Consider the following 25933-nt stretch of genomic DNA (forward strand, 5'->3'; position numbering starts at 1 on the left):
GACCACCGCCGGGCCGCCGCACCCGGCCGACCGCGAATTCCTCGCCGGCCCGCAACTCGGCCAGCCCGCGCCCGATCGCGCTGCGCGCAATCCCGGTGGCGCGCATCACCGCCGTGACGCCGCCGCGCCCCGCAGCCAGCGCTTCGGCCGCCGCGAACCGGCGCCGGCCTCGCTCGTCGAGAACGTCACAGAGCGCCTCAAAGCGCAGGCGGATGGCCGATTCGTCAATCACTCAAACAGGCTACGAAATTGCCCGCCGGCCCGGAATCCCTTCCGGCCCGCAATAGACCCCACCTCGATTCACTTGTTCGTGGTCAATGCCTTAGCGTCATCCGCTACCACGGCATCGTCACCGTCATGATCTGCCGCCGCGGCTCGGGCGTCATCGACCTCGATCGGCGCCGCCTCGATCCACTTCCAGCCCTCGGCGGCGATCGTGGCAGCTTCCGTGGCCAGCTTCTCCGCCACCATGCGGTCGATGAGGGCAACGTCCTCCAGCCAGCCGCCGTCATCGCCCTGGAACAGGTCGCGCAGCACGGTGCCGCCGGCCTCGACATAGGCGGCAACGCCGATGAACTGGGCCCGCTTGTCGGCGGCGCGCACCGCGCCCTCGGTCAGCATGCGGCGGATGACGTAGGGCTGTCTGTCATGGGTCCGCTGCAGCCGCTCGAACGCCTGCTCCTGGCGGGCGTGGTCACCGGACACGGTGAAGGCCATCAGCTGGTCGAGCGTCAGGCCGTCCTCGGCATAGACCTCATGCAGCCTGGGCGACACCGACGCCAGCTTGAGGCGCTGCTTGACCACGTTCACCGAGACGAAGAAGGCGGCGGCGATCTCCTCCTCGGACTGGCCCTTCTCGCGCAGCGCCAGGAAGGCACGGAACTGGTCGAGCGGATGGAGCGGCGCGCGCTGGACGTTCTCGGCGAGCGAGTCCTCCTCGGCAATGCCGCCCTCGCGCACCACGCACGGCACCGGCGCGGTCTTGGCGAGCCGCTTCTGCTTCACCAGAAGCTCGAGCGCCCGGTAGCGCCGGCCACCGGCGGGGATCTCGAACATGCCGGTCTCGACGTCGGCCTCATTCACGACTGCCCGGACGCTCAAGCCCTGCAGCAGGCCGCGGCGGGCGATGTCCTCGGCGAGCTCCTCGATCGAGACGCCGGCCTTGACGCGCCGGACGTTGGACTGGCTGAGGATCAGCTTGTTGAAGGGGATGTCGCGCGAGGACGAAAGCGTGATCTTGGAACCTTGAGTCGCCATGGCGGATGCTCCGTGACGGGCGGCCGAGAGCCTGTCTCTCGCCCAACATCCCGTCACGAGGCACGGCGCCGCCCTCGTCCTCGAAGGCAGCGCCGCACAGCCGACAATCAGCAAAGGCGGACAGTCGCAAAGCCGGAGACCCGGTGTTGCGGGGAGCCGTAACACCACAAAGCCGGACCTCCGGCACCACGAGCATCAGGCGGCCTTGTCGAGCAGCTTCTTGGCCCGGGCCTCAAGGTCGAGCCGGGCGTCCTGGTGCGGCTTGTCGCGGGCAAAGGCGGTGATGCCCTGCACGAAGTCGAACACGCTCTCCGGCTTCCTGCCTTCCTCGGCCAGCACCGTCTCGATGATCTTCGCGGTCTCAGCCTTGGAAAAGCCCCGTTTGCGCAGGAACTCGGTGCGGTCGTCGTCATTCTTCGCGACGATGCGCTCGCGCGCCGCCTTGATGCCGTTGACGAACGGCAGGGCAGAGGAATTGGCAAACCGGGTCAGCGCCGGCGCCGCCTCATGCGCGAAGCGTGAAGCGGCGTACTTCGAATGCCGGATGGTGATCTCCTCGAAGTCCTCGACGCCCCACAGGTTGCGGTTCTGGCACACCGCGCGGAGATAGAAGCTGGCGATGCCCAGCGTCTTGGCGCCGACCTCGGAGTTCCAGCAATAGAATCCCCGGAAATAGAGATCGGGCGAGCCATCCGGCAGCCGCCCGGCCTCGATCGGGTTGAGGTCGTCGACCAGGAACAGGAACACGTCGCGATCGGAGGCGTAGAGCGTCGTGGTATCCGTGGTGATGTCGACGCGCGGGTTATAGACGCCGGTCGACCAGTCGAGCACGCCTGGCACCTTCCAGCGGGTGTCGCCGGTGCCGTTGCCGGCGATGCGCTGCACGGCTGCGACGAGTTCATGGTCGAAGATGCGGCCATAGTCCGGGCCAGTGACGGCGCGCAGCTCGACGCGGCCGTCCTCGATCTCCAGCGTCTTGACCTGCTCGGCGCGATGCGAGGTGAGGCCGTACTGCAGATTGATGCCGGCGAGCGGCGCTGGCAGCTGGCGCAGATACGCCGCTGGCGCGCCGACCAGGCCCGCCAACTGGCCGAAGCTCCAGTGGGTCGGCGACACCGGTGCGTCCGCGCCCGGCAGCGTCAAGGTGAGGCGCTCGGCGTCGTCGCGGCTGGCCTCCACCCGGATCGCGGCGCTCTCCACCGTCCGCGTCCGGCTGCGCTCGGTGCGGCCGCGCACGGCGGCAAACAAATCCGACAGCGACAGGAACCGTTCGTCCGCCGGCCGGGAAAACCATTCCGACGACACCCGGCCATTCCGCGCGCCGCGGGTCACATCCACCCGATAGCCGCTCCGCGCCTCACGCGCGGTGTCCAGAACCTCCACCTGGGCCATGGCACATCTCCATGACGGGCGCCGGAAGCCTCTCTCCCGACCCTCAACCCGTCATAGAGATCCGACTAAACTCTCACTTTCGGCATTGAGGGAGAGAATGACGTGGTCTTGGCTCCAACCGTGCAGAATGGCGCTTAAGCTTCGGCCGCGGAAGCAGCCCATGAACACCACCGGCTTACCCCTCGCATTCGCCGTGAGATCAAGCGGCTAATCGACCGCAGCTGAGACTTCAACGGCCGTATCGCAATTCTGGCATCGGAACAGCGCCATCGACTACATCTCGATCCAAAGATGGTCGATCAGAATTGGCTCGCGGCCGGCATCGCGCTTATGTGTCGACTGCAAGGAAGCAATCCGGGTCGCGCCATAGTGTGCCGCCAAGACCAGCTTGTCGTCCGCGGACCAACCTTGAACCGCTGTGGCAACCAGCCCATCGATCCATGCATCGAGCTGCGCATGCCAGAAGGGGATGTCGTGGCCCTGGACGTAGCCGATCATGCCCGCGCGGGCGTGCGCTGCGCCATGGTGACCTGCCTTGAAGCGCTGAATTCCGCCGGTCGAGCTGAACTGGCTAAACACATACTCACGCTCGTCACGATCCTTCCCGCTCGGGGTTGGCAGCCGTTTGCACTCTATAGGCAAGAGAGTGCGGTATTCGCTGTATTCGCGGCCGGAGATCCAAATGAGAGCCCCACTGGGTGCGACGACGAGATCGATGGAACGTCCCGCGCGAGCGTCATCAGGTTCCTCCCGGCGAAATTGCAGAAAATCCCAACCTGTTGAATGTCGGCTTACGCTATTCAGCCGCGCGCAGAGCTGTGCCGTCAAACCCGTTTCGCCAACCTGTGCAGGCCGCTTGGGATCGTCACGCCACCCGGGCAGTGCTGCAGCAATGAATCCAACCAAGGACGAAAGCCATTCACCCGGAAGATGAATGTTGGCGCCGAGCGTGCCGGCTTGCACCGAGGTCTCTTCTTCATCCGCCAGCACTCTAGAATCCCTGCGCCCGAAGATCTGTGAGGACATCATCGGCATCGCGCAACGCGATCGACCGAGTCCAGAATCGGTGCCGATCCGGTTTCAACAGAAAAACGAAGCCCTGATCGTATAAGCGGGTGATGCGTGTGATCGTAAGACTGGAGCCGCGACGCTCATGCAACAACGCATTTAGCTTCGCCCGCAGCTCTTCGGCATCCGACCAATCGACAACGCCATCGCCGAACACGTACGCTCCGCATATGGCGCCGGCCCAATGATAGCGATCCAGGGCGCGCAACGGCTTGCGTGCATAGACGGCGTTGATCTGAGCAGTGAAGGTCTTGTCGAACGCGCCGAGCGCCTCCTTCGGCGCGACGCGCATCAACGCTGACCCCGTGCCCCGCCGGATGAACTCGCGCTGATAGTCGACAATATCCTGAGCGATGATGCGCTCATTGTCGCTGAGGTCGAGATCCTCGTTCTCCGGATAAGGTAGTGCGAGAATGTCCGCCTGCAGGATTGCAGTGGCGCGCTGCACAAAGAGGCTGGCGCTGATCCCCGCGACATACGCCCTGAGGACGGTTTGCTCCTTTCGCAACCACGCCTCGACCGCCTTTAAGCGGGCAAGATCACGCTTCTTTGCCGCAAAACCCATTATGCGGTGTTTGTAGGCCAGATAGTGGCCTTGCCAGAGACCGTGATGAAGGTCCTCGTTTTCTTTGACCAGAAGGAGCGGAGGCGTGAACCGCTTGGCGGACCTAGGCCCCTCGATCGGCTGGTCGGGCACTATCTGCAGATGGGTGGCATCAATTCCGGTGTCGGACAGCGCTTTCGTCGGGAGCAGGGGCTGACCGACCAGGTGCTCAGCGGACCGCGATACATTCCCCCCACCTGCGATAAAGCCTTCACCGAAGTCCCAATCGTGGCGTGTTGCGATATCCCGTAGCGTTGGATATTGCCGAAGGCGCCCAATCAAATCGTGCACGCGATTGCCACCGAGGAGGTTCGATCTCCATATATCGGCGGAGTCTCTGGCCACCGTGTTCCGCACCCAATGGAGATCGTAATAGTCGATATCGAACCCTTGCTCCGCTGTAGCGCGCCCGTTGCGACGAAACACAGCGTGCAGGATACGCCCATCGGCAACAGGAACGACCGCCTCCGCGAGCACGACAACGATCTTTGGGTCGGCTTCGCCCTTTTTAAAGAGGCCTCGAACCGAGACGAAGTCCAGGATCTCGCGCACACCCCAACGAGTGAAGACGCCACGCCGGAATGGAGCGACATTCTGGTTGTAGAGAACACCAGCTGGCTCGACCAAGGCCAGGATTCCATTCGGCACAAGAAGCTCCATCGCCTCATGCAGGAAAAGATATGCGAGCTGCATATCCGCAAGCAGGCCATGGATCTTGGTGTAGGTGGCGTAGCTCCGCCTGGCACCCTCAGTCGTCAGAGTCGACTCGAACGGAGGGTTGCCGACCACCACTGCAACTGGTGCCTTGAGCAGCCCCTGTTCCTTGGCTTCAAAGAAGCAAATCCGGTGCAAGGTCACATCGGCCAACGGTGGGAAGAGCCTTACACTGGCGCGGATTTCCTCCGGCTGAAGGGCGTCACAGAGGCTGAGACACAAGCTGAATGCCGCAAGTTCGATGGCGCCTTCCTCGACGTCCACTCCGTGCACACGCTGCAGCAGCGGGCGTAGGTTGTCGACGCCAGGACGCGCCCATCCGTTGTGAAGTCGCCAGTGCAGCACCAGCCGCTTATAGGCTTCAACCAGAAAGACGCCCGACCCACAGGCCGGATCGAGAATGACACCGTCACTGGCCATCAGCCTGTCCAGCCGCTCCCAGCTCAGAGTCTCCTCAAGCATCAAGCGAACCAGCGCTGGCGGTGTGTAGATTGAGGAGCTAGCGGCATCCTTGACGAAGAGCTGGTAGATGTTGCTGATCAGCTCTACAGGAAGGTCCCGGAACGAATAGAGCCGCCATAGGCTAAGCTGACCTGTCGCATCCTCGCGGCCTTCGACCAACCGCGCGTAGTTCGCCAGTTCGCTGCTCGCAAGCAGCGCGGCGCGCTCCTCAGCGGTGAGGCGAAACACGTGGCCATTGAAACGCTCCTCCAGCATCTCGAGAAGCTTCACCAGAGCGGCACCATCACCCAGCACCTCGAAGAAGCGGTTCGCGTCTTTGCGCGCGCGCGCGAAATCCTTGGGAAGGAGAACCGAGCGCTCTTCGAGATAGGCTATGAGGAGCGCGAGGATCAGCAGTCGACGACGCAGCCGTGGCTCGAGCAAATCGCTATCGGTGAGCTGCTTAGCAAGCGCGCGCACTTCCTCAACGAGCGTGCGGTGGGCTGACTTCTGAGCGGACAGCATGAGATCACATGCGACGGGGTCATCCCAAATCGTGCCGTTCCGGATGCGCGCCGCATTCCACCACACGTCCGCTGCCGCGATGTCGGCACCGACGACCAAAGTGCGGATCGGTCGGCAAACCGGAGTATCTTGGGGACCGACAAAGTCGGGTTCGTGCGCGCAGCGGAACAGCTGAATGCGCCCTGGGGCGGCACGATAAACAAGAGGCACACCTCCCCAGCTCCATAGCCGCTTGTGCAATTCGGCAAACTCGTCGTCATCCACTGCGGTGCTTGTGTCGAACACAAAAGCTTGCGCGACCGGCGCGCGCCCGTGCCGCCCAGCCTCGAAGAACACGCCACGCGCACCGTAGTCGCGTGCTTTTTCCATGACCGCAACTTCCTCGGGCGCGCGTCCCGACGGCTCATAACCGTCGACCGCCACCAGTCCGTCAACGTTCGGAAAGCCACGACCTTCGCCAATCGCGAACAGCCATTCCGCGTCGGAGCCCGGACGGTCTGGCTCGTCCAGAGTCATAGACGCCACCTGCGACACGCGGGCGCCCGGGGACTTCGGCTTGCTTGAACTCGTGCGGTCATTTCTGCCGTTTTTTTTTCGAGAGTGCGAAGCCTTCTTTGAGGAGATCGGTCATGCTGATCCCCTCGGACACGGCGAAGCCTTTGAACTCCTTCTTGAACTGGGAGCTGACCTTGAAGTTGAGCGACTCTTTTTCGCTCTCCAGCGCGCTGCTTTCGCTGCTGCTTTCGGTCCGCCTGCTGGCCAAAGCCGCCCCCCTTGGCACGGCGACTACCATTTCCGGCCGCGCGATGCGGTGCGCAGGGTACAGATTTCCATCTTTCTTGCAATCCAGAAAGCCATAAATCGTACTGTCCCGAAAGCCAGAAATAAAGAATTCTGGATTGAGCGGTCGACCCATGCATAGCCCACCGTAGACCGCTCACGCCTGTGCTATTCAGCCCGATGCCGAACTCGGTTTTTTGATCAGGCGGCATCTGGGGTGACGGCGAGGACGAGGAGCGCCGGCGCGGCGTCGAGCATAGCGGCGGCAATCACCAGAACGAAAGCATCGTCGGTGCGAACGACGAAACCGGTCACGGTGGTCAGGGCCGCCAGCTCCCTCGGCGTGCCCACCCCGCACAGCACCCGCATCAAGAGGCCGAGATTGTAGCCGGCGACGTGGATCAGATACCGCTTGTGGACATTGTCACGCCCGCGCAACCACGTCCGGCGCATGCCGCCGCGCTCCAGGGTGTGGGCGAAGCTGCGCTCGACGATCTCGCCGCGCAGCCGCATCGCCTCCCGGCCGACTTCCGATTTCAATCGCGCCCGGTTGGCATAGACCGCCGACCGGGCCTCCTCGTCGCCATGCCAGCGCAGATAGCCCTTGGGCGGCTTTGGCTCGGCGATCCGCGTCTGCCACGGACCGCCGTCGATCGCCTTCAGCACAGCGCGGGAATGATAACCTTTGTCGGCCACCACCTCGCAGCGATCCTCCGGCCTCAGTGCCAAGCCGAGCGCGGACAGCGCCTTCTCCGCCGCCGCCAAGGTCGGCGCGATCGTGGTGGTGTCGCCCTGATCGGCGGCATGGATCGGTGCCGCCACGATCGCGCCGGTGTCCAGATCGACCGCGTGCTCGGGCTTGTAGGCCAAGTGCGTGGAGCCGTCCTTCATCTTGGCGATCCTGGCATCGGGATCGGTCGGGCTGGTCCAGTCCGCGTTCGACAGCGTCTTGTCCTTGCGCCGACGCTGAAGCCGGATGAGGTCCTCGGTGGTGGGCGTCGCGATGCCGCTCGCCTTGGCCATCTTCTCCAGCATCTGGCGATACGTCTCGCCGCTGTCCCGCCGCACGATGGTGCGCAGCGCCGCGTTGGCCTCCATGGTCGAGTCGTCCACCCCGAGCCGCTCGCCCTTCACCAGGCCACGCTCGGCCAGCAGGGTCAGCACGAAGCCGAACACCTGCTCATGGACCTCGTGCGGCAGCCGCGAGCGGGTCTTCGACAGCCAGGAATGATCCGGCACCTTCTCCCGCGAGCCAACCCTAAGCTCCTTCATTGGGCCAATTCCGCCCCTCGGCCAGAGCTTTCAAGGAGGCTCTGACCATGTCCGCTCGGGTGCGCATGAACGCCTCGTAGTCGGCCCGGATTTTCTTCGTCCGCTCCTCAGGCGACGCGATCTCGAAGTAGCCTCCGACCTTTAGCTCCTCGAACGGAACGATATGCGAGCGGAGCCGATCGCGGACGACAGGCTCTCCAAGGTCAGCGCGGTCGATCCGTTCCGACAAATATTTCAGAGGCTCCTTGGCAGAGATGTTTCGGTTGGTGTTCATCGTGATGAGGAGGCAGTTCAAGGCGCGGCTGCTTTCCCGATCCGACAATCCGCCATCGTCCCGGAGCAGTGAATCTGGAAACACATGGTGGTACTCACGATTTGCGAGCCGTTGGCGCGTCGCTTGATTCCCGTCTGCAATGTCGATGGCGCCCGCTTTGATTGAGGCGGCAAGTACGGCCCGCGCCAGCGTCTCCCTTCGCTTCGGCCAACCGGCTTGTATGAGTTCTTCAACAGATGGCAGCGGATAGTCGGCGTCATTGAACACTGGGACTGCGTTGCGCGCCCCTGTCCCGGCGAGGAAGTCTCGGAGGCCGCGATAGTCTTGCAGCGACCGCGTAGCGGAGGCGTTCTCGTATCGGGACGTTATCGAAGATCGCCAGACATAGGATCGGATTGTAGCCCTGGCGTTGCCGTGCTCGTCGAGCTTCTTCGGCATGTATTTGTGCAGGGCTGCCAGGACCGGCATGATCGTCACGGTCGGCAAGCGTTGGCCGTCGAAGATGCACTCCTCCTCCAAGACCTGAACCGCCCAGTTGACACCGTCGAAAATCTCGTCCCAGGCGGCAGCGACGTCCGAAAGATCGAGTTGGAAGAAGCTCGCTTGTGCGGGCGTTCGATCTGCCCGTAGCGCGGCCGTCTGAAGCACGATCTGCTCGGGCGAAACGTAACTCTCCAAAGCAGGGCACTTCTTCCGCAGATCAATCATCAAGTCGTGCATTGACTTGCCGGTTCGCGCCTCGAATTGCGCCACGATGATATCGAAGGCATTCAGCGGGACCGCGGATGTGTTCATCTTCACGAACACGTCCAATGCGGTGGCGGGTTTTGTCGCAACGTCGAGAACAAGCATCGGCAGGTTGAAGCGCTTCATCTTCTCCTGAAGATCGCGTAGGGCGTTCTCAAGGTCCCTGCTGGCCTGCAGATCGCCTTGCACCGCTTGATCGCACCATTGTTGGCGCCGTGCCGAGATATCTGAAGGTTGAAGTAGGGAAACCGGCGCGAGCCCGCGCGAGTAGACCTGAACAGCATCGTCGGCCCAAACTGGAAATCGACGACCATCCTTGTTGAGCCATCGCTTGACGCGGGTTATGCGCGAAGGCGCGGTCCCGTCCTCATCCGGCTCCGGCGCCTTGAGCTGCACGAAAAGAGTCACGTCGTCATACAGATCGTGAAGGCTGCGCCATAAGGCGGTCAGCCGTTGCTGCCCATCAAGAAGATGTTCGGTACAGCGCTCAACGGGCGCCGGCGCGCCGGCAAGAGGGCGCGTGACGAAAGGCTCTCTCTCTCCGATTTCCAGAACCAGCGTCGATCCGATAGGAAGGTCACGAAGGATCGAATCAATCAGCGCGGCAATATTCTCGTAGTCCCACGCCTCGAATCTTTGGAACCGAGGCAATCTCAATTGCCCGCTGCGTACGCGGTTGAACCATGCTTCAACGCTGCGATCCCGTGCCTCCATGAGCGCCCCCTCGCCGACCGGTTGTGCATGCGAAGAAATACCATGAAGGGGAAGAACCGCATCCCTGGAATCCGCTACGCCGCCGTGACCGTCGCGATCTCATCGAGCCGCACGCGCACTTTCGCCACGCCATTGTCCGCGGCTTTGGTAACCCGCCGCGGATTCCCGCCGGCAGCGTCCCGGTCACCGTCTCGCCCGACGGCGTCTTCCAGCTCTCGCGCCGGGAGCGGATCGCCCGCGCGGTGAGGTCGAGGTCCTGCACCACGATATCGCCATAGCCCTTGAAGCGGGAGCCGGCCGGCGCTGGTGCCGTCAGTACCGCCTCTTCGGTGATCGAAATCCGCGACAAAACAGGCCCGCACCGCCGGCGCAAACGGGGCCGCTTGGTCTTCGACACCCGCCCAGCCTCGGTCGAGCGCTCCATGCCCGATGGCATCAGCGGCGGCCGCGGCGGCAAGCCCTTCAGCCGCGCGATCTCGTCCTTCAAGGTCCGGTTCTCGGCTTCGAGCCGCACCACCTCGCCGCGCAGCGCCGTGTTCTCGTCCCAACGCTCCGTGACCCGCGCATCAAGCGGCGCCACGGTGGCTCGCAGGCCGCTGACCTCCGCCACAAGCCGGCCGATCAGGCCCCGAAACTCGCTGTCGGGAAGGTCATCAAGGGAACCAGCCGCGTCAGGCTCCATCGGCATGATGAATCACGCCGCCGGCCCTCACGCCACCCCCGCGCCCGCCAATCTGCCCCGGTTACGCGGCTTTGCGGCTAAGCCTTTGAAAAGAATGGTGGGCGCGACAGGAATTGAACCTGTGACCCCTGCCGTGTGAAGGGAGCGATCTCCCGCTGCGCACCCCTCAACTGACGAGGGCGACGAGAGCCTTCGCCCCGGCGCTACGCCGGAACCCGCTGGAGTTTGCCACCGAATGATTCCGATATGATTCCGGCGCTGGGTTCATGGAGGCGCGCTCGAGAGTCAAAAAGCCCGCCATCTCGTTGAGATAGCGGGCTTTTTGTTGGTTGCGGGGAGAGGATTTGAACCTCTGACCTTCAGTTATGAGCCTGTCGCCATTGATCACGCGGACCGGGGCCCCGATTGTCTGCGCGGGCGGTGGCGCAGCCACACGTTCATGCACAGGTTTCCCTGTAAGCCTGTGTGTCTCGATTTTCGGGCAAGCACGGGCGCGTCGCTTACCAGTGGAGCTTCGATCTTCTCTTCGAACACTCGCTTGATCGTAGTGGCGGAGACGGAGCCTCTCGGCGCTCGGCGGCGGCGGAGTAAGCGGAAGCGGAAACCGTTTCAAAAACCGTTTCAACCCCTGAATCTGAAACGGTGAAATTTCACTAAGTGATTGATTTTAATGGCGCGCCCGAAAGGATTCGAACCTCTGACCCCCAGATTCGTAGGCTGAACCGGGGCTTTGATCCGACTGGCACTATCGGCAAACCGGGGGTGAACCTACCCTCAGTTTATCAATGGGTTAGCAGGCCATTCGCAAACCGGATCACCCTTCCCAAAGGCAGGGGAGGGTGATGACCGACCACCCCCCGACCGCCAGCCGGACCCCGCTCGCCGATCAAGCTCGGGCCGTCCGTCCGTGGCCACTCCCTTTGCGGAGGGCCACCGAATGAACGAACTGCCCCCGTTTACATCTCTCTCCAAGCTCGCAGACGACTGCCAAGCCGCCCGCGATGAGGCCTATGCGAGGTGGCGGAAACCGTCCGCCCCCAGCAGTGCGGCAAGTTCCGCCGCTGGGTGCGACTTCGCGGACCGCATCGATCAGGTCGCCCGGCGGCTGCTTGGCGATCCGAGCCCCCGCCTGTCGAACCGGGATGAATGGCGCTACGGCACCAATGGCAGCCTGTCGGTGAAGGTCGGTGGCGAGCACCGGGGCACTTGGCGCGACCACGAGGTGGGTGCCGGCGGCGGCGTGCTCGACCTGATCGTGCGCGAGCGCGGCGGCGACCGGAAGGACGCGGTCGACTGGCTGCAGGCCGAGTTCGGCGACGTCGCCGGCCGCTCCGAGCCGGCCGGCGAACGGCGCATTGCCGCCCTCTACGGCTACACCGACGAAGCCGGCGAGCTGCTGTTCGAGGTGGTGCGATACGCACCGCAGAAGGACTTCCGGCAGCGGCGGCCCGATGGCCGCGGCGGTCACGTCTGGAATCTCAAGGACACCCGCATCGTCCCGTACCGCCTGCCGGAAACCCTGGAGGCGCTGGCGCTGGGCAAGACGGTGTTCGTCGTCGAGGGCGAGAAGGACGCCGACCGCCTCGCGAAGCTCGGCATCCCCGCGACGTGCAATCCGGGCGGGGCCGGCAAGTGGCGTGACGAGTTTGGGGCGCTCTTCGACGGCGCCGACGTCATCGTTCTGCCCGACAATGACGACGCCGGCCGGGACCATGCCGCGCGCGTGGCCAAGTCCCTTGCATCGCACGCGGCCCGCATCCGCGTCGTCGAACTGCCGGACCTGCCGCGCAAGGGCGACGTGTCCGATTGGTTGAACCGCGGCGGCACCGTCGAGGCCCTGCTCGACATCGTCGAGCGCGCGTCGCCGTGGCGGCCCAAGGCCGTCACCCGGTTTCCGTCGATCCGCTACGGCGATGAGGACAGCGCACCGCCGCTGCGGTGGCTGGTCAAGGGCCTGCTGCCCGAAGCCGGCCTGTCGACGGTCTACGGCCCTCCGGGCACCTCGAAGACGTTCGTCGCCCTCGACTTGGCCCTGCACGTGGCGCACGGCCGCGACTGGTTCGAGCGGCGCACCGAGCCGGGCGGCGTGCTCTATGTCAGTGGAGAAGGCGCCAGCGGCATGCTGCTGCGCATGAAGGCTTGGCGGCAGGAGAAGGGCGACGGCACGCGCGCGCCGTTCGTCCTGATCCCGTCGTCGGTGAACCTCTACGACGAAGAGGGCGACGTCGACATTCTGATCGACGACGTGAAGGCCCACGGCGCCGCGCTCGGCGTCCCGGTCCGCCTGATCGTGCTCGACACGCTGTCGCGGATGATCGGATCGGGCGATGAGGACAAGGCGCGCGACATCGGCATGGTGGTGCAGCGCGCGGAGCAGGTGCAGCGCGAGACCGGCGCCCATGTGCTGATCGTCCATCATTCCGGCAAGGATCGAGACCGCGGCATGCGCGGCTCGAATGCTCTCCTCGGCGCTGTCGATGCGTCGATCGAGGTGTCCCGGCACGATGAGTCCGGGATCTGCGAAGGCAAGATTGCGAAGGTGAAGGACGGGACCGCCGTCGCTCCCTTTCGGTACACGCTGCGGCAATCGGTTCTCTGGGTCGACGAGGACGGCGAGGATGTTACCTCCTGCGTCGTCGAGCCCACGGATGCGAGCCCCGGCGAGGCCAAGGGAAAACGGCCCCTCTCCGCCACCGAGAAAATCGCCCTGGACGCGCTCGACGAAGCCACCCTGGCCGAAGGCGTCGCCTCGCCGACCGCCCTCGTGCCGCAAGGCTACAGGGCCGTCCACATCGAAACGTGGCGCACCCACGCCTACCGGCGCGGCATCGCCGAAGGGACAGAGGAGGCGAAGAAGAAAGCGTTCCAGCGGGTTCGGCAGAGCCTCCAGGCCAAGCGCATCGTTGGTATCGACGGGGAGTGGGCATGGCGGGCGTAGCGGGACATCAGCGGGACATTTGCGGGACATTCTGCTCGTCCCGGTGCGAAGGCGGTAGGTGGATGCCGGATCGCCTGCGGTCTCTCCGGATCGGCCGCGGCCAGCGGAAGGGAGATGAAATGCCTGTTCCTTCAATGGGATTGGCAAGTCCCCTCAACCATCACTTCGCGAGCGGGACAGCGGGACATTTGCGGGACATGTCCCGGGTGTCCCGGTGCGGGGGGGCGGGACATAGGCCCCCCCCCAAGGGGGGCCGTATGTCCCGTCCCCCCTCCCAAGGCCGGCGCGCGGTGTGTCCCGCTGACCTGTCCCGACAGTCGGCCCGGCTGACGGGACGGAGCCCCCTGCCGGTGCTGGTGACCCGGCACCCGGCCCGACCGGCTGGGCCGACCCTGACCCGGTTGACGAATGGGCACCCCATCCGGATACCTCGGCGGGTCCTTCCCCGTGGGTGGCGTGCGCAGCCGCGGCGGCCCGGGATTTCGCTAGGCGGGGTCGGTTTAGCTCATAAACTCAGAGGCTTGAGGTTGTCTTAGCTATGCAATCGGCGCAGGGCCTGCCCTTCGATTTCCCCCCGGGACCGTTGCCGACGACGGTGTCGAAGGGCGAGTTCGCGCGGCTGATCGGCGTCACCGCCGGCCGGGTGTCGCAGCTCATCACCCGCGGCCTGCCGGTGGAGCCAAACGGCCGCATCCACATTGAGCGTGGCCGGGCATGGCTGCGCGAGAACGTCGATCCGAACCGCCGCCGGGCGATGATCGAGGACGCGGCGCCGGTCCTCGCGCCGACGGCGAACCCGCGGGCCGCCCGCACCGTTGCCGAAGCCAAGCTGATCAGTTTGAAGGCCGACCGGCTGGAGGGTTCGCTGATCAGCCGGGCCGCCGTGCTGCGCGCCATCGAGGGCCGCGCCCGGCAGGAGCGCGATGCCTGGATCGGCTGGACGAACCGCGTCTCCGCCGAGATCGCCCGCACCACCGGCGCCGACACCGCCGCCGTCTACGCGCTGCTGGACCGCCTGGTGCGCGAGCAACTGCAGGCGCTGGCCGACATGCCGGCGCCCGACATCATCACCGATCACAAACCGTCGCCCTGACCCCCAGGAGAAGCACATGGGCAATATCGAGAGCTCCCTCACGCTGCGCCTGATCGACCGCGTCACTGACCCGGCCAAGCGCATGTCGCCCGCATTCCAGCAGTTGGAGCGCCACGTCCGGCGGATGGAACGCCTGGGGCCAAAGTACGCGGCGGCCTCTGCGATCCTCACGCGTGGCGCTGGCATGATCGCCGGCGCCGTTGGCGGCATCGGCGGCGGCATGGTCGCTCGCAATGCGATCACCACCTATGCCGACCTCGACCGCCGCATGACGCGCATCGGCATCACCGCCGACGAATCGCGCGAGGCGATCATGGGCGCCACCGATGCCCTGCGGTCGCTGGCGCAGGAGACGGCGCTGCCGTTCGACCAGGTTATCGGGGCGCTGGAGACCATGGTCGCCCAGGGCATGAGCCTGACCGACGCCATGGACAAACTGCCGGCGGTGCTGCGCACGGCGCAGGCGGCCGGCGCCGAGACCGCCGACATCGCCAACAGCGCCAACGCGCTGACGCAACACCTCGGCATCACCGCCAACAAGATGCAGGAGGCTTTCGACATCGTCGCCAAGGGCGGCAAGCTCGGCCAGTTCGAGCTGAAGGACATGGCGCGCTTCCTGCCGTCGCTGGCGCCGGCGTTTGCGGCTCTGGGCGAGACCGGCACCAAGGGCATCACCAAACTGGTGGCAGCGCTGCAGACCGTGCGCCTCGGCACCGGCACGGCTGAGGAGGCGGCAGCCTCAATGCAAAATATCTTCGCCAAGATGGAGAGCGACGAGACAACCAAGAAGTTCAAGAAGTTTGGCATCGACCTCCGCAAGGAGATGGCCAAGGCCCGCAAGGAGGGCAAGGATCTGTTCGAAACCTTCCTCGACCTGTCGGAGAAGGCGCTGAAGGGTGACATGTCGAAGCTCCCGCAACTCTTCCCGGATCAGGAATTTGCGCGCGGCATGCGGGCGCTGCTGACCAATCGCGACAAGCTGCGCGAATTCATTGTCCAACTGGAGAAGGCCATCGGCACGGTCGCGAACGACCTGACGCGCATCACCGGCGATGCCCGTTCGTCGATCGACCGCCTGTCGAACTCCTGGACCAAGATGCTGGCCTCGCTCGGACGGGCCGGCGATGCTGCCGGCATCACCAAGGTGTTTGAGGCGATTGCCGAGTACGCCGAGCGGGCCGCGGACGGCTGGGATCGCATCCATGATCCGGAGGCGAGACGGAAACATCTGGAGAAGTTCGGAATCAAGGAACCGGGCGACGGCCGGAAATTCGTCGGGCGGGTTGTGGACTCGCAGCGGTATGATGCCGTCACCCGCAAGATCGCAGTGGTTGAGCATGATCTTGCGTCGGCCGAGGCGGCGCGCCGCACCGGCAACCATCTTGCCCGCGATCCGGAGTCGGTCCGCCGGCAGTTGGAACAACTCAAGGCGGAGCGCGACGAACTTTTTCGCAGCGTGTATCCGGCCGATTTCGAGGAGCGTGAATTCGAGCGCCTCCGCGCTGTGGCCAGGTCAGCCTGGGGGAGACCTGCACCCGGCGTGCCGATTCCACCGCCGCGGCCGCCGGCCGCGGGCGTCGATTGGTCGGGCGCCCGCGCCGCGGTCCCCACCGATTTTGCCTCGCCTTCCCGGTTTCCCTCTGCTTTCGGCGATATCGCCGACGAGCTCGCCGCGGCGATCAGCGGCCTCGACGTCACCGCAAAAGTTGAAGGATCGATCACGTATAGCGGCGTCAACGAGGTCACAATCACGCCTTCGCCGCTTTTCGACGCGCGGGTGCGGTCGATCATCGACGAACAGCTGCGCGGCATCGTGCAGCGCGGCGGCGCCAACGCGAATCCGCCGACCGGCACCAGCGGCTCGACCGGGGTGTCGCGGCCGGAGACCGCGCCCGGCGCCGGCCGTGATGGTGCGTGGTGACGCCATGACCGACGACGCGGCCCAGCTCGCCGATGTCTTTGCCGAGGTCGTGGCGGCCCGCCGCCGCGGCCTCCAGCTCGACGCGCAGTTGACGGTGTCCGAGTGGGCCGACCGGCACCGCATCCTGCCGGCCGGCTCATCCGAGCCTGGGCCGTGGCGCACGGCGCGGGTGCCGTACCTGAAGGACATCATGGACGCGCTGTCGGTGGCGTCGCCGATCGAGCGCGTGGTGTTCATGAAGGCGGCGCAGACCGGCGGCACCGAGGCGGCGCTGAACGCCATCGGCTATTGGATCGACCACGCTCCGGGCGTGATCCTCGCGGTGTGGCCGAGCATCGACATGGTGCGCAAAAACTCGCGCATCCGCATCGATCCGCTGATCGAAGACACCCCGGCGCTGCGCCGCAAGGTGGCCTCGCCGAAGGCCAAGGACTCCGGCAACACGGTGGTGCAGAAGGAGTTCGCCGGCGGCTCGCTCAACATGACCGGCGCCAACTCGGCCACCGGCCTCCGCTCGACCCCGGCGCGCTATCTGGTGCTGGACGAAGTCGATGCCTATCCGGTCGACGTCGGCGAGGAAGGCGACCCGGTCGCGCTGGCCATCAAGCGCACCGCCACCTTCCGTGGCCGGCGCAAGATCCTGCTGGTCTCGACGCCGACGCTGGCCGGCGTCTCGCGAATCGAGAAGGAATATTCACGCTCCGATCAGCGGCGGTTCTTCGTGCCGTGCCCGCACTGCGGCACGTTTCAGCCGCTGGTGTGGGCCGGCGTGACGTGGCCGGAGGGCGAGCCGGGCAAGGCGTTCTATGTGTGCCAGGCGCCGGGCTGCGGTGGCGTCATCGAGGAGCATGACAAACCGGCGCTGCTGGCGGCCGGCGAGTGGCGCGCCACCGCCGAGGGCGACGGCCGCACCGCCGGCTTCCACATCTCGGCGCTCTACAGCCCGTTCGAGACCTGGGGCGAGGTGGCGACCGATTACCTCGTCATGCGCCGCGACCCGGTCGAGCTGAAGTCCTGGACCAACACCAGCCTGGGCGAGGCGTTCGAGGATCGCGACACCGCGCCGCTGTCGCCGGATTCTTTGATCGCCCGGGCCGAGGACGGCGGCGAGCTGCTGCCCGAACGCGCCTTGGTGCTGACCTGCGGCGTCGACACGCAGGATGACCGCCTCGAACTGGAGGTGGTGGCCTGGGGGCTCGGCGAGGAATGCTGGTCCGTGGCCTATGAGGTGATCCACGGCAACACCGCCGGCGCCGAACCGTGGGCCGCGCTCGACCGCATCCTAGCCCGGCGCTTCCGCCACCCGCGGGCCGGCGAACTGGCGATCTCGGCGGTGGCGATCGACTCCGGCGGTCACCGCACCGACCAGGTCATGCGGTTCTCGGCCGAGCGGCTGCAGCGCCGGGTATGGGCGATCAAGGGCCGCGGTGGGCCGGGCGTGCCGCCCTGGCCGAAACGGCCGCCGAAGCCGCGCCGCGCGTCGCTGGCGCCGGTCCACATCGTCGGCGTCGACACCATCAAGGCCACGCTGTTCGCCCGCCTGCGGGCCGGCGGCGAGGATGGCGCGGCCCGGGAAGGCCCCGGCGTCATCCACCTGCCGGCCGAGCGCGATGACGACTGGTTCCACGGACTGGTGTCGGAGCGCGCCGTCCGCAAGTACCGCGGCAATGTCGCGCGAATCGAATGGGTGAAAGATCCCGGCGTGCGCAACGAACCGCTCGACTGCCGGGTCTATTCCATCGCCGCGCTGCACGGGCTGCTGGCGGCCGGGCTCGACCTCGCCGCCGCGTCCGCCCAGCTCGCCGCCCTGGCGCCGCAGCCGCCCGAACTGCCGGAGCCCGCGCCGCCGCTGGCGCCCGGGCTGAAGGTGGTCGGGCGGTCGAAGTGGATGACGCGGTGAGGAATGTGCTGCGCGCCGAGCGGATGCCCGGCCTGCCGCTGTCCTTCGGAAGGGCTCAGAGTGAGCCTCGTTATTTTGCCGAGGCGGAACAGCTCTGCTTGGATGCGCTGATGGAGCCGTCCCTGCAAACGAACTTCTCCCCCTGACAGCGGGCAATGCCACCCTTCTTGCCGGAGCACGGGGTGTTCTTCGCAATTGCCGGCACGGCCGAAATGCCAACCGCGGCGAGGACTGCAACCGCCACCAAGCCAAGTTTCATGTCGCACCTCCAAATTCAGAGGCGCGATCATCCGCTTTTTGGTTGCGATAAACAACTTTCGATTGTCACAAATTATCGTTCTTGCGTGAATTCGCCCCGGCCGCTGCCGTCCGCCTCGGACAGCGGCCGACCACCACCGGATATTCAGGTGGCATCTCGCGCTCGCTCGGCCGGGTGGTGCTGGCCGTCCTGGCGCTCGGCAAGCTGCATAGCGGCGTAGCCTATGGCCACGACGATCACGGGCAGCACGACATAGGCGTAAATCCAGAGCCCGGTCATGCCCCGGCGACGGCGCCTATTCCCCGGCCGGGAGATGACGGTTGAAGCGCCGGTCGAACTCGGCCGCGCTGTGGCGGGCATAGAGATAGCCCGCGACGGCCAGGAGGCCGGCGACGATCGGCAAGCCGTAGATCACCAGGGTGCTGGTCATGGTCATTCGGCCGGGTGGTGCTGGCCGTTCTGACGCTCGGCAAGCCGCATGGCGGCGTAGCCCATGGCCACAACGACCAAGGGCAGCACGACATAGGCGTAAATCCAGAGCCCGGTCATATCAGTCCTCGCAGCACGCGCCGCGCCATCAGATGTAGGGCGCCGGCGGCGAGCATCCAGCACAGGCTACCGATCGCCAAAAGAATACCACGATCCGCCAGCCCCGTCCCGCCGACGCCGTAGAGGGCGGCAACCAGCGGCCCGAGCACTCCCACGGTCAGGCAGGCGGTTGAGGCTCGGTCGAGTGCATTGGCGGCAAGCTTGATTCGCTCGTTATGGATGAGGCTCATGCCGGCTGCTCATCCCTGCAGGCTGCGATGGCAGATTATCGCGATTTTAGTCTTTCCAAGGCCGATCGCGATCATTTGCTTTGCTGAAGCATCGCCTCGAACGAGAAGGTGTACCCCATCTTCGATGTCGCGGAGCCCATCAAAGATATTGGCGAAGCTTCTGTTGTGAGCTCGCACGCTCGACCGAAAGTCCTTTATTGCACGAAATACAGCATTCGCGTTGCTATCTGTTGGTGCCAACTGAACAGCGTCGGTCAACAGGGTCAACCCGTCCCAAAATGCCTCAACGTCCTTCAGCGCGAGCATTTATGCACCGATGTTTCCGGGCTTCAGCCGCACGCCCGGCCCGCCGCCGTTCTCCGGGATGAACTCGACGCCGGCCTCTTCGAGGGCGCGCTGAACCGCGGCCAGTGTCGCCGCATTTGATGTTCCGTCAGCCTCTATCCGAGTGACTGTGTTGGGGGACACTGAGGCAGCCGCCGCGAGGTCGCGGACGCTTAGCTTCAATGCCGCGCGCGCCATGCGGACTTGGCTTCCTGTTATCATATGGTGACCTAGTCGCAAAATAGGGATTGCATCCCTGTGTGAACGTTGGTACTGTATCACAACATTGCTACGGAACCAACGGAGATCACGCGCATGAACACTCATGTTCGCGAACGGGAGAGCCATGCCCGGCGCCTGTTCATCGAAGTGACGCCCGAGCTGCGCCGGGTGCTGGAGATGGTGGCCGAGGCCGCCATCGACGCTCTCGACCGGATTGACGGCGACCCGGACCTCGAACCGCAGCCTGCCGAAGCCGAGGATGACGATCCGGCCGAAGACGACGATCCGGCTGAGGATGACGATTTCGCCGCGGAGGTGGCGTGCCATGCCTGTTGAACCGCTCGCTCCGCTCGCCTTCGCCTCCTGCCTCTTTTCGCTGCTGATCGGCGTCGCGATTGGCCGGATGACGTTGACCGATCGCCGCGGCGTCCGCGGCGCCCTCGACCTCTGAACCAAGGAGCCAACCAATGAACACGACCACGAATTCCACCGACACGCGCCAAGACGAGAGACCGATGAAACACCTTCTGGATATGGAGCCCGATTTGCGCCGCCTGCGCGCCCTCGCCGAACTGCTGGAGCTTGCCGGTGAGGGCCTGGAGGCCGACCACCAGACCGATACGGCGATGGCCGTGCGCCACGCCGGCGAGCTGGTGGCGGAAACCGCCAGACGGCTGCGTGAGACGTTCAACCGCGCGACCGACGCGCTGCGGCGCGAGGCCGACGCGCGCGCCTTCGCCGCGATGCGCACTCCGGGGGAGGCGTCGTCATGACGGCAATCCCCAGTGAGATCACCTCGGCCGCCGCCAACACCGTCAGCCTCCCCGACCTCGCCGTCCGATTCGCAGAGTTGTACCCGCGCTGGTGCGACTACAAGAACCGCCGCCACGCGGAGCATGAAGAATTCGAGGCGAGGGTACTGGCAGCCACTGGAATGACATTTGATGAGGCCGAAGCCCGCGGCGGAATACTCTTCGAAAATTATAGGGCAGTGCGCAAGCAGGTAATCTACGACGATAAGCAGACAGGTCGCTTGGATGATGATGATCCGGAAGAGATAATTTGGGATGAGATCGAAGACATTGCTTCGGCGATCCTGAAACATCCGGCTCTGTCGATGGATAATATCCGTCTGCAGGCGCAAGCTGTGGCTGTTTACTGCTTGTCTTATTGGGCAGACGTAAAGTCTATCGACCACGATGTGTGGCACATGCGGCGGGCCATCGAGAATTTCGCGGCGGTCGCCGGCGTCGAGTTGCTGCCCGGGCTCGACGAGGTTGTGTCGCTCGACGCCGTGCCCATGGCGTGAAGGGGACGCCCCTCGACAGGCCCCGCCGGCACGCCTGGGAGGCGTTCCCGGCGGGGCTGAGGCGGATCGAACAAAGCGACCAGCTAAAAGCTCGATAAGACGCTTTACAAAATCGTTTTGATATTTTACATTCGGGCAACGCTAACGGAGAACGCCGCGACATGCACCCCGAACACATGACCGTCAGCCGAGCGGATGCCGCGCGGATCATCGGAGCAACCGAGGCCCAGATTTCAAATTGGATGGCGCGCCACGGACTGTTCGGAAGTCGAAACCTCAAAGGCCGCGGCTTCCACGTACCTCTGACAATCCGCGAGTTGATGATCCTTGGCGCGATCAAGGAGCTGATCGACGCCGGAATCGACGTGGGTTTGGCCGTTGGCGCGGCCAACCGTTATTCCGTCTATGGCGCCCTGTTCTCTGGCTGCGGCGAACTTATCCTTGCGCCGAATGCCGACCGGACCGCCTTGATCGGGATGGACGGCACCGACCTCCCGGTCGCCATCCGCATTCGCGCTTGGCCGATCTTCGACCGCGTCATGCGGGCTTGGTTCCCCGAGCGGCCGAACGACCCCGAGTTCATCGATTATATCCGGAGTGTCACCGCGCGCCGTCGTGAGCGTGACTCCCGAGGCGAGCCATTCGAGGTCACCACCGATCCGTGGGGCAACGAGGTCGAGCCGATCAAGCATCCTGACCCGGCAACGCTGCAGGCTGCTGAACAGCGCCACGCGGAAAATGCAGCGAGCTGGAAGCGGGCCATCGACAAGGTCAACGCCGAACAGTCCGGCGACTCCAACGACTGACCGGGTTGACCTCGCCATGCTCGCCGCCCTGACCCGCTCCCGCCTCGGCCGCCGCATCGTGGATGCTGGTCGCGTGCTGTTCGCCGGCGAGGTGTCGACGCGCGGCATGATCGAGGCCGGCGGCAGCGGGCCGCGGTGGCACCGCAACGCCATCCTGCGGGCCCCGGCCCGCGAGATCGCGGCGCGGTCGGAGACGGCCGGGGCGAGGGCCGCGGCAGCGTTCCTGAACTCCACCTATGGCGCCGCCATCGTCAACACCTGGGTGACCAACGTCACCATGGATGGCCCGACATGTCGGCCGAAGGTGACGCGCAAGGCGCTGCGCAAGAAGCTGGTCGAGGACTTCGGCCGGTGGTGGTCGAACTGCGACGCCGAAGGGCGTTCCGATCTTGGCGGCTTCCTCGCCCGCACCGTCCGCTCGCTAGTGGTGAACGGCGAGGCGTTCGTTCACCTTGAGGTCGACCCGGACACCGGCGCGCTGCAGCTGCGCCTCTGGAACGTCAATCAGGTCGACCGGTCGATGAACCGCGACATTGGCGGCGGCTTCCGCGTCGTCGCTGGCGTCGAGTCTGATCCCCGCGGACGGCGTGTTGCGTACCATGTTCGCGAGAACCCGGACGCGCCGTTCGCAACCAATTACGGCACCATCCGGGTGCCGGCCGAGGATGTGCTGCACGTTTTCGAGCCGCTTTTCCCCGGACAGGCGAGGGGCCTGTCCTGGCTGGCGCCCTCGCTGACGCGGATCGCGGAGATCGACAAAAGCGAGGACGCGAACCTCGCGAGATTGAACGCCTCGGCGATGTTTGCCGGCTTTCTGACCAAGCCCAGCGAGGGGGCGCCCGACGTGCTGCCGATTGCACCCAACGCGCCGTCCGTCGATATGGAACCCGGTGCTTTCATTCAGGTGCCGCCTGGTTACGGCGTCGAGTTCTCGACCCCGCCGAGCGGCGATGGTGCGGTCGACTTCACTCGCGCGATGATCCGCTCGGCGGCGGCCGGCGCCGGGGTGCCCTACGAACTGGTAAGCGCCGACCTTTCACAGGTGAACTACAGCTCGGCCCGCCTCGGCCTGTCCGAATTCCGACAGCGCGTCACGGCGATCCGCCGCACGCTGATCATTCCCCAATTCCTGGATCCGGTGTGGCGCCGCTGGCTTGCGCTGGAGGCCTTGGCAGGCCGCATCAAGCTCGACCTCGGCGCGCTGCCCGAGGTCGAATGGGTGTTCCCAGGCTGGCCGGCGGTCGACCCGCTCAAGGAAACCAACGCGGAAATTCAGGCGATCAACGCTCGCATCAAGAGCCGGTTCGAGACGATCGCCGCCCGCGGTCGCGATCCGGAAGAGGTCGACGCTGAGATCGCGATGGACACCGCTCCGGCCGCAGAAAAGGAGGCCCGCAAATGAGCGTCGTGCGCCTTCGCGACACATCCACCGCCGCCAGCTTCAATCCGTTCCCGCACATCGCGGCCCTTGCCGGCGGCCTGCCGGACTGGATGGCGACTGCCCCCGCGTCCGACCGCGTCATCGCCGCGGCGGAGCTTTCGGAACTCATCGATCTGACCGGCAAGACGCTCACGGCAATGGACCCGATCGGGGTCCTCATGGCGCTGCAGAAGGCGCTGCCGGCATGGTTTGAGACGGCTCCGCTCGAAGATCTTGAGCGGTTCGCTGCGCTCGGTGAGGCGTTCGGCTACAGCGTCGCCGCTCTCTGCGCCGAACGTGCCCAGCGTCTGCGCGCGGATTTTCTCGCCGGCACGCATGACGAGTACGGGAGGCCGATTTGACCGCGCGGTTCCCGTTTATCGATCCGACCGCCGGCTTCGACCTGGCGCCGCTGCTCGACCTGCTCGACGATGAAATCGAGGTGTGGGCGCCCGGGGCGCCAGCGTCCGAGCTTGAAGACGTGCTGCAGCGGCTCGACGACCTGATCGAAAAGGTCCGCTCGGAGATCTCCAGCCGCTCCGGCGATCCCACCAATCTTGAAGAACTTCAGTTCGCAGAGCTTGAGGCAACCCGATGCCGCCCGCCGAAACCGAAACGTTGATCACCCGCCGCGCGCCGGAGGCCCCGACCTCCTGGAATGCCGAGGCGCGCACCTTCGAGGTGGTGTTCGCCACCTCTGCCGCTGCAGTCGATCGCTACGACATGCGCGGACCCTATCGCGAAACGCTTGCCGTCGAGGGTTTCACGGTGGTCGATCCGACGCCGTTCCTCGACGGCCACCGGCGGGACAGCCTGGACGCGGTGCTGGGCCAGATCGTCAGCTCGCGGGCGGTCGGCGGGAAAGCCAGTGCCGTTGTCCGGCTGTCCCGCAACAATCCGCTCGCCCTCCGCCTTGGCCAGGATCTCGCCGACGGCATGCGCTTCGGCGTTAGCTGCGGCTACACGGTCGAAGAGTGGCGCGAGACCACAAACACCAAGACCGGAATTCGCACCAAGGTCGCGCTCCGCTGGACCGTTCGCGAAATTTCCGTGGTCACCATTCCCGCCGACCGCCAAGCGACCACACGAGGTGCCGCCATGGCAGATCCCACCCCGACCCCGGCGCCCGCGCCGGCCACTGACCCGGCGGCGCTTCCGCCGGTCACTTCGCCCACCATCGCGCCGGCCCAGCCGCCGGCAACCGAGACGCGCTCGGCAAGCCCGGAGATCCAGAACCGCGCCAACGTCAACACCGAGATCCGCGCCATCGCCCGCACGCTCGGCCTAAGCCAGTCTTGGGTCGACGGGCAGATCGACCGCAGCGCCACCGCCGATCAGGCCCGCGCCGCGGCGCTCGACGAACTGCAGCGGCGCAGCGCCGCCGGCACGGTGCCGACCACGCCGGTGGTGACCTTCGGTGTCGACTACACCGACCCGGCGATTCGCGTCCGGGCCGCCGGCGAGGCGCTGTATTCGCGGACCAACCGGTCGCACAACCTCTCGGAGCCCGCCCGGCGCTACGCCGAGATGAGCATGCCGGACCTTGCGCGCGAGTGCTGCCGGGCGGCCGGCGTGCCGCTGGCGGGGCTGTCGACCGCCAGCATCGTCACGCGCGCGCTGCACACCACGTCCGATTTCGCGTTGATTCTCGGCGACGCGGTCGGCCGCACGCTGCGCGATTCGTATCAGGCTGTGCCCTCGGCGCTGAAGCGGCTCGGCCGGCAGCAGAACGCCACCGACTTCCGTACCCGCCACCGCATCCAGTTCGGCGGCAACCTGCTGCTGGAGCGGGTCAACGAGTCCGGCGAGGTGAAGTCCGGCACGCTGGCCGAGGCGAAGGAGGCGTATCGGCTTGAGACGTTCGCCAAGATGTTCGGCATCTCACGCCAGGCGCTGGCGAATGACGATCTCGGCGCCTTCGCCGATATGCCGCGCCGGCTCGGCCAGCTCACCGCGGCGACCGAGGCGAAGCTCCTGGCCGGCCTGCTGACCGAAGGCAGCGGCCTTGGCCCGGTGATGGCCGATGGCAAGCGGCTGTTCCACACCGACCACGGCAACCTTGCGAGCGCCGGCACGGTGATCGACGTCGGCACGCTCGGCGCGGCCCGGCTGGCGATGCGGGCGCAAACCGGGCTGTCGGGCGAGCTGGTCAGCGTCACCCCGAAGTATCTGGTGGTGTCGTCTACCAAGGAAACCGAGGGCGAGATGGTGCTCGCCGCCATCAGCCCGGCCACGGTCGACGACGTCAATCCGTTCAGCGGCAAGCTGGAACTGATCGTCGAGCCGCGGCTCACGGGAAACCGCTGGTATCTCGCGGCCTCGCCGGCCGAGATCGACGGGCTCGAATGGGCGTACCTCTCCGGCGAGGAAGGGCCGCAGGTCGAGACCCGGGCCGGCTTCGAGGTCGAAGGCGTGCAAATGAAGGTTCGCCTCGATTTCGGCGCCGGCTTTGTCGACCACCGCTCCTGGTATTCGAACCCCGGAGCGTGATC

At 65.6% G+C, this 25933-nt stretch carries 26 protein-coding genes and 2 pseudogenes; 14 read left to right on the top strand and 14 right to left on the bottom strand.

Translation table 11 applies throughout. The features are described 5' to 3' along the window. The 9 genes and pseudogenes from F1193_RS12335 to F1193_RS12375 form a co-directional block, all read right to left on the bottom strand. Positions 1-232: pseudogene (locus F1193_RS12335) on the bottom strand (ISAzo13 family transposase); the annotation flags it as partial. A 164-nt stretch (positions 233-396) separates the two neighbouring features. Beyond that, positions 397-1257 (bottom strand): annotated as a pseudogene (locus F1193_RS12340) (ParB/RepB/Spo0J family partition protein); the annotation flags it as partial. Between the two features lie 195 nt (positions 1258-1452). Continuing rightward, a complete protein-coding gene (locus F1193_RS12345; protein WP_150098118.1) occupies positions 1453-2649 on the bottom strand; it encodes a DUF932 domain-containing protein in 1197 nt (398 codons plus the stop codon). A gap of 273 nt (positions 2650-2922) precedes the next feature. After that, on the bottom strand, positions 2923-3639 hold the full coding sequence (locus F1193_RS12350; RefSeq protein WP_150098119.1) for a hypothetical protein: 717 nt from the start codon (positions 3637-3639) through the stop codon (positions 2923-2925). Between the two features lies 1 nt (position 3640). After that, on the bottom strand, positions 3641-6517 hold the full coding sequence (locus tag F1193_RS12355) for an HsdM family class I SAM-dependent methyltransferase (RefSeq protein WP_170263589.1): 2877 nt from the start codon (positions 6515-6517) through the stop codon (positions 3641-3643). Between the two features lie 58 nt (positions 6518-6575). Beyond that, positions 6576-6917, bottom strand: coding sequence for a hypothetical protein (locus tag F1193_RS17490; protein ID WP_246164363.1), 342 nt, complete (start codon positions 6915-6917; stop codon positions 6576-6578). A gap of 65 nt (positions 6918-6982) precedes the next feature. Continuing rightward, on the bottom strand, positions 6983-8020 hold the full coding sequence (locus F1193_RS12365; RefSeq protein WP_210247365.1) for a transposase: 1038 nt from the start codon (positions 8018-8020) through the stop codon (positions 6983-6985). 19 nt (positions 8021-8039) lie between these two features. Further along, a complete protein-coding gene (locus F1193_RS12370; RefSeq protein ID WP_150098120.1) occupies positions 8040-9788 on the bottom strand; it encodes a DUF262 domain-containing protein in 1749 nt (582 codons plus the stop codon). After that, the gene (locus F1193_RS12375) at positions 9763-10476 is read right to left on the bottom strand and encodes a hypothetical protein (RefSeq protein WP_150098121.1); all 714 of its coding nucleotides are present in this window, start codon (positions 10474-10476) and stop codon (positions 9763-9765) included. The genes F1193_RS12370 and F1193_RS12375 overlap by 26 nt, the downstream gene beginning before the upstream one ends. A 1234-nt stretch (positions 10477-11710) precedes the next feature. On the opposite strand from F1193_RS12375, the gene F1193_RS12380 reads away from it, so the two are divergent. From F1193_RS12380 to F1193_RS17120, 5 genes are all read left to right on the top strand, one after another. Next, positions 11711-13408 carry an AAA family ATPase gene (locus tag F1193_RS12380; RefSeq protein ID WP_150098122.1) on the top strand — a complete coding sequence of 566 codons (1698 nt, stop codon included), beginning with the start codon at positions 11711-11713 and terminating at the stop codon, positions 13406-13408. Positions 13409-13946: 538 nt separating this feature from the next. Continuing rightward, the gene (locus F1193_RS17115; protein ID WP_170263591.1) at positions 13947-14501 is read left to right on the top strand and encodes a hypothetical protein; all 555 of its coding nucleotides are present in this window, start codon (positions 13947-13949) and stop codon (positions 14499-14501) included. A gap of 16 nt (positions 14502-14517) precedes the next feature. Further along, complete coding sequence (locus F1193_RS12385; protein ID WP_170263594.1) at positions 14518-16422, top strand: phage tail tape measure protein; 1905 nt, start codon at positions 14518-14520, stop codon at positions 16420-16422. A 4-nt stretch (positions 16423-16426) separates the two neighbouring features. After that, the gene (locus F1193_RS12390; RefSeq protein WP_150098124.1) at positions 16427-18322 is read left to right on the top strand and encodes a phage terminase large subunit family protein; all 1896 of its coding nucleotides are present in this window, start codon (positions 16427-16429) and stop codon (positions 18320-18322) included. Then, on the top strand, positions 18319-18468 hold the full coding sequence (locus F1193_RS17120) for a hypothetical protein (RefSeq protein ID WP_170263596.1): 150 nt from the start codon (positions 18319-18321) through the stop codon (positions 18466-18468). Before F1193_RS12390 ends, F1193_RS17120 begins: the two co-directional genes overlap by 4 nt. 257 nt (positions 18469-18725) lie before the next feature. Here the strand turns inward: F1193_RS17120 and F1193_RS17665 are convergent, their stop codons facing one another. From F1193_RS17665 to F1193_RS17805, 5 genes are all read right to left on the bottom strand, one after another. Further along, positions 18726-18860: a hypothetical protein gene (locus tag F1193_RS17665; RefSeq protein WP_281287246.1), complete on the bottom strand. Its 135-nt coding sequence runs from the start codon at positions 18858-18860 to the stop codon at positions 18726-18728. Positions 18861-18876: 16 nt separating this feature from the next. Further along, complete coding sequence (locus F1193_RS17670; protein WP_280177362.1) at positions 18877-19011, bottom strand: hypothetical protein; 135 nt, start codon at positions 19009-19011, stop codon at positions 18877-18879. A gap of 115 nt (positions 19012-19126) precedes the next feature. Continuing rightward, positions 19127-19360, bottom strand: coding sequence for a hypothetical protein (locus F1193_RS12400; protein ID WP_150098125.1), 234 nt, complete (start codon positions 19358-19360; stop codon positions 19127-19129). 9 nt (positions 19361-19369) lie between these two features. Further along, entirely contained in the window at positions 19370-19666 is a 297-nt protein-coding gene (locus tag F1193_RS12405; RefSeq protein ID WP_150098126.1) for a hypothetical protein, read from the bottom strand. Beyond that, the gene (locus F1193_RS17805) at positions 19667-20032 is read right to left on the bottom strand and encodes a helix-turn-helix domain-containing protein (protein ID WP_425457238.1); all 366 of its coding nucleotides are present in this window, start codon (positions 20030-20032) and stop codon (positions 19667-19669) included. It abuts the gene before it with no gap. Between F1193_RS17805 and F1193_RS12415 the strand changes: the two genes are divergently transcribed. The 9 genes from F1193_RS12415 (at position 20000) to F1193_RS12445 (ending at position 25931) form a co-directional block, all read left to right on the top strand. Then, positions 20000-20242 (top strand): hypothetical protein, encoded by a 243-nt coding sequence (locus tag F1193_RS12415; RefSeq protein ID WP_150098128.1) that lies wholly within the window; start codon positions 20000-20002, stop codon positions 20240-20242. The genes F1193_RS17805 and F1193_RS12415 overlap by 33 nt on opposite strands. Further along, a complete protein-coding gene (locus tag F1193_RS17675) occupies positions 20232-20357 on the top strand; it encodes a hypothetical protein (RefSeq protein ID WP_281287247.1) in 126 nt (41 codons plus the stop codon). Before F1193_RS12415 ends, F1193_RS17675 begins: the two co-directional genes overlap by 11 nt. Before the next feature lie 64 nt (positions 20358-20421). Further along, positions 20422-20679 carry a hypothetical protein gene (locus F1193_RS12420; protein WP_170263598.1) on the top strand — a complete coding sequence of 86 codons (258 nt, stop codon included), beginning with the start codon at positions 20422-20424 and terminating at the stop codon, positions 20677-20679. Beyond that, positions 20676-21215, top strand: coding sequence for a hypothetical protein (locus F1193_RS12425; RefSeq protein WP_150098130.1), 540 nt, complete (start codon positions 20676-20678; stop codon positions 21213-21215). Before F1193_RS12420 ends, F1193_RS12425 begins: the two co-directional genes overlap by 4 nt. A 161-nt stretch (positions 21216-21376) precedes the next feature. Continuing rightward, positions 21377-22021 carry a hypothetical protein gene (locus F1193_RS17125; protein ID WP_170263601.1) on the top strand — a complete coding sequence of 215 codons (645 nt, stop codon included), beginning with the start codon at positions 21377-21379 and terminating at the stop codon, positions 22019-22021. 106 nt (positions 22022-22127) lie between these two features. Then, a complete protein-coding gene (locus tag F1193_RS12430) occupies positions 22128-23423 on the top strand; it encodes a phage portal protein (protein WP_170263603.1) in 1296 nt (431 codons plus the stop codon). Next, positions 23420-23803: a hypothetical protein gene (locus tag F1193_RS12435; RefSeq protein WP_150098132.1), complete on the top strand. Its 384-nt coding sequence runs from the start codon at positions 23420-23422 to the stop codon at positions 23801-23803. The genes F1193_RS12430 and F1193_RS12435 overlap by 4 nt, the downstream gene beginning before the upstream one ends. Then, positions 23800-24063, top strand: coding sequence for a hypothetical protein (locus F1193_RS12440; protein WP_150098133.1), 264 nt, complete (start codon positions 23800-23802; stop codon positions 24061-24063). The genes F1193_RS12435 and F1193_RS12440 overlap by 4 nt, the downstream gene beginning before the upstream one ends. Further along, positions 24036-25931, top strand: a complete 1896-nt coding sequence (locus F1193_RS12445; RefSeq protein WP_150098134.1) for a prohead protease/major capsid protein fusion protein — start codon at positions 24036-24038, stop codon at positions 25929-25931. The genes F1193_RS12440 and F1193_RS12445 overlap by 28 nt, the downstream gene beginning before the upstream one ends. Positions 25932-25933 lie beyond the last annotated feature (2 nt).

Source organism: Blastochloris sulfoviridis (genome assembly GCF_008630065.1).
GTDB lineage: Bacteria > Pseudomonadota > Alphaproteobacteria > Rhizobiales > Xanthobacteraceae > Blastochloris > Blastochloris sulfoviridis.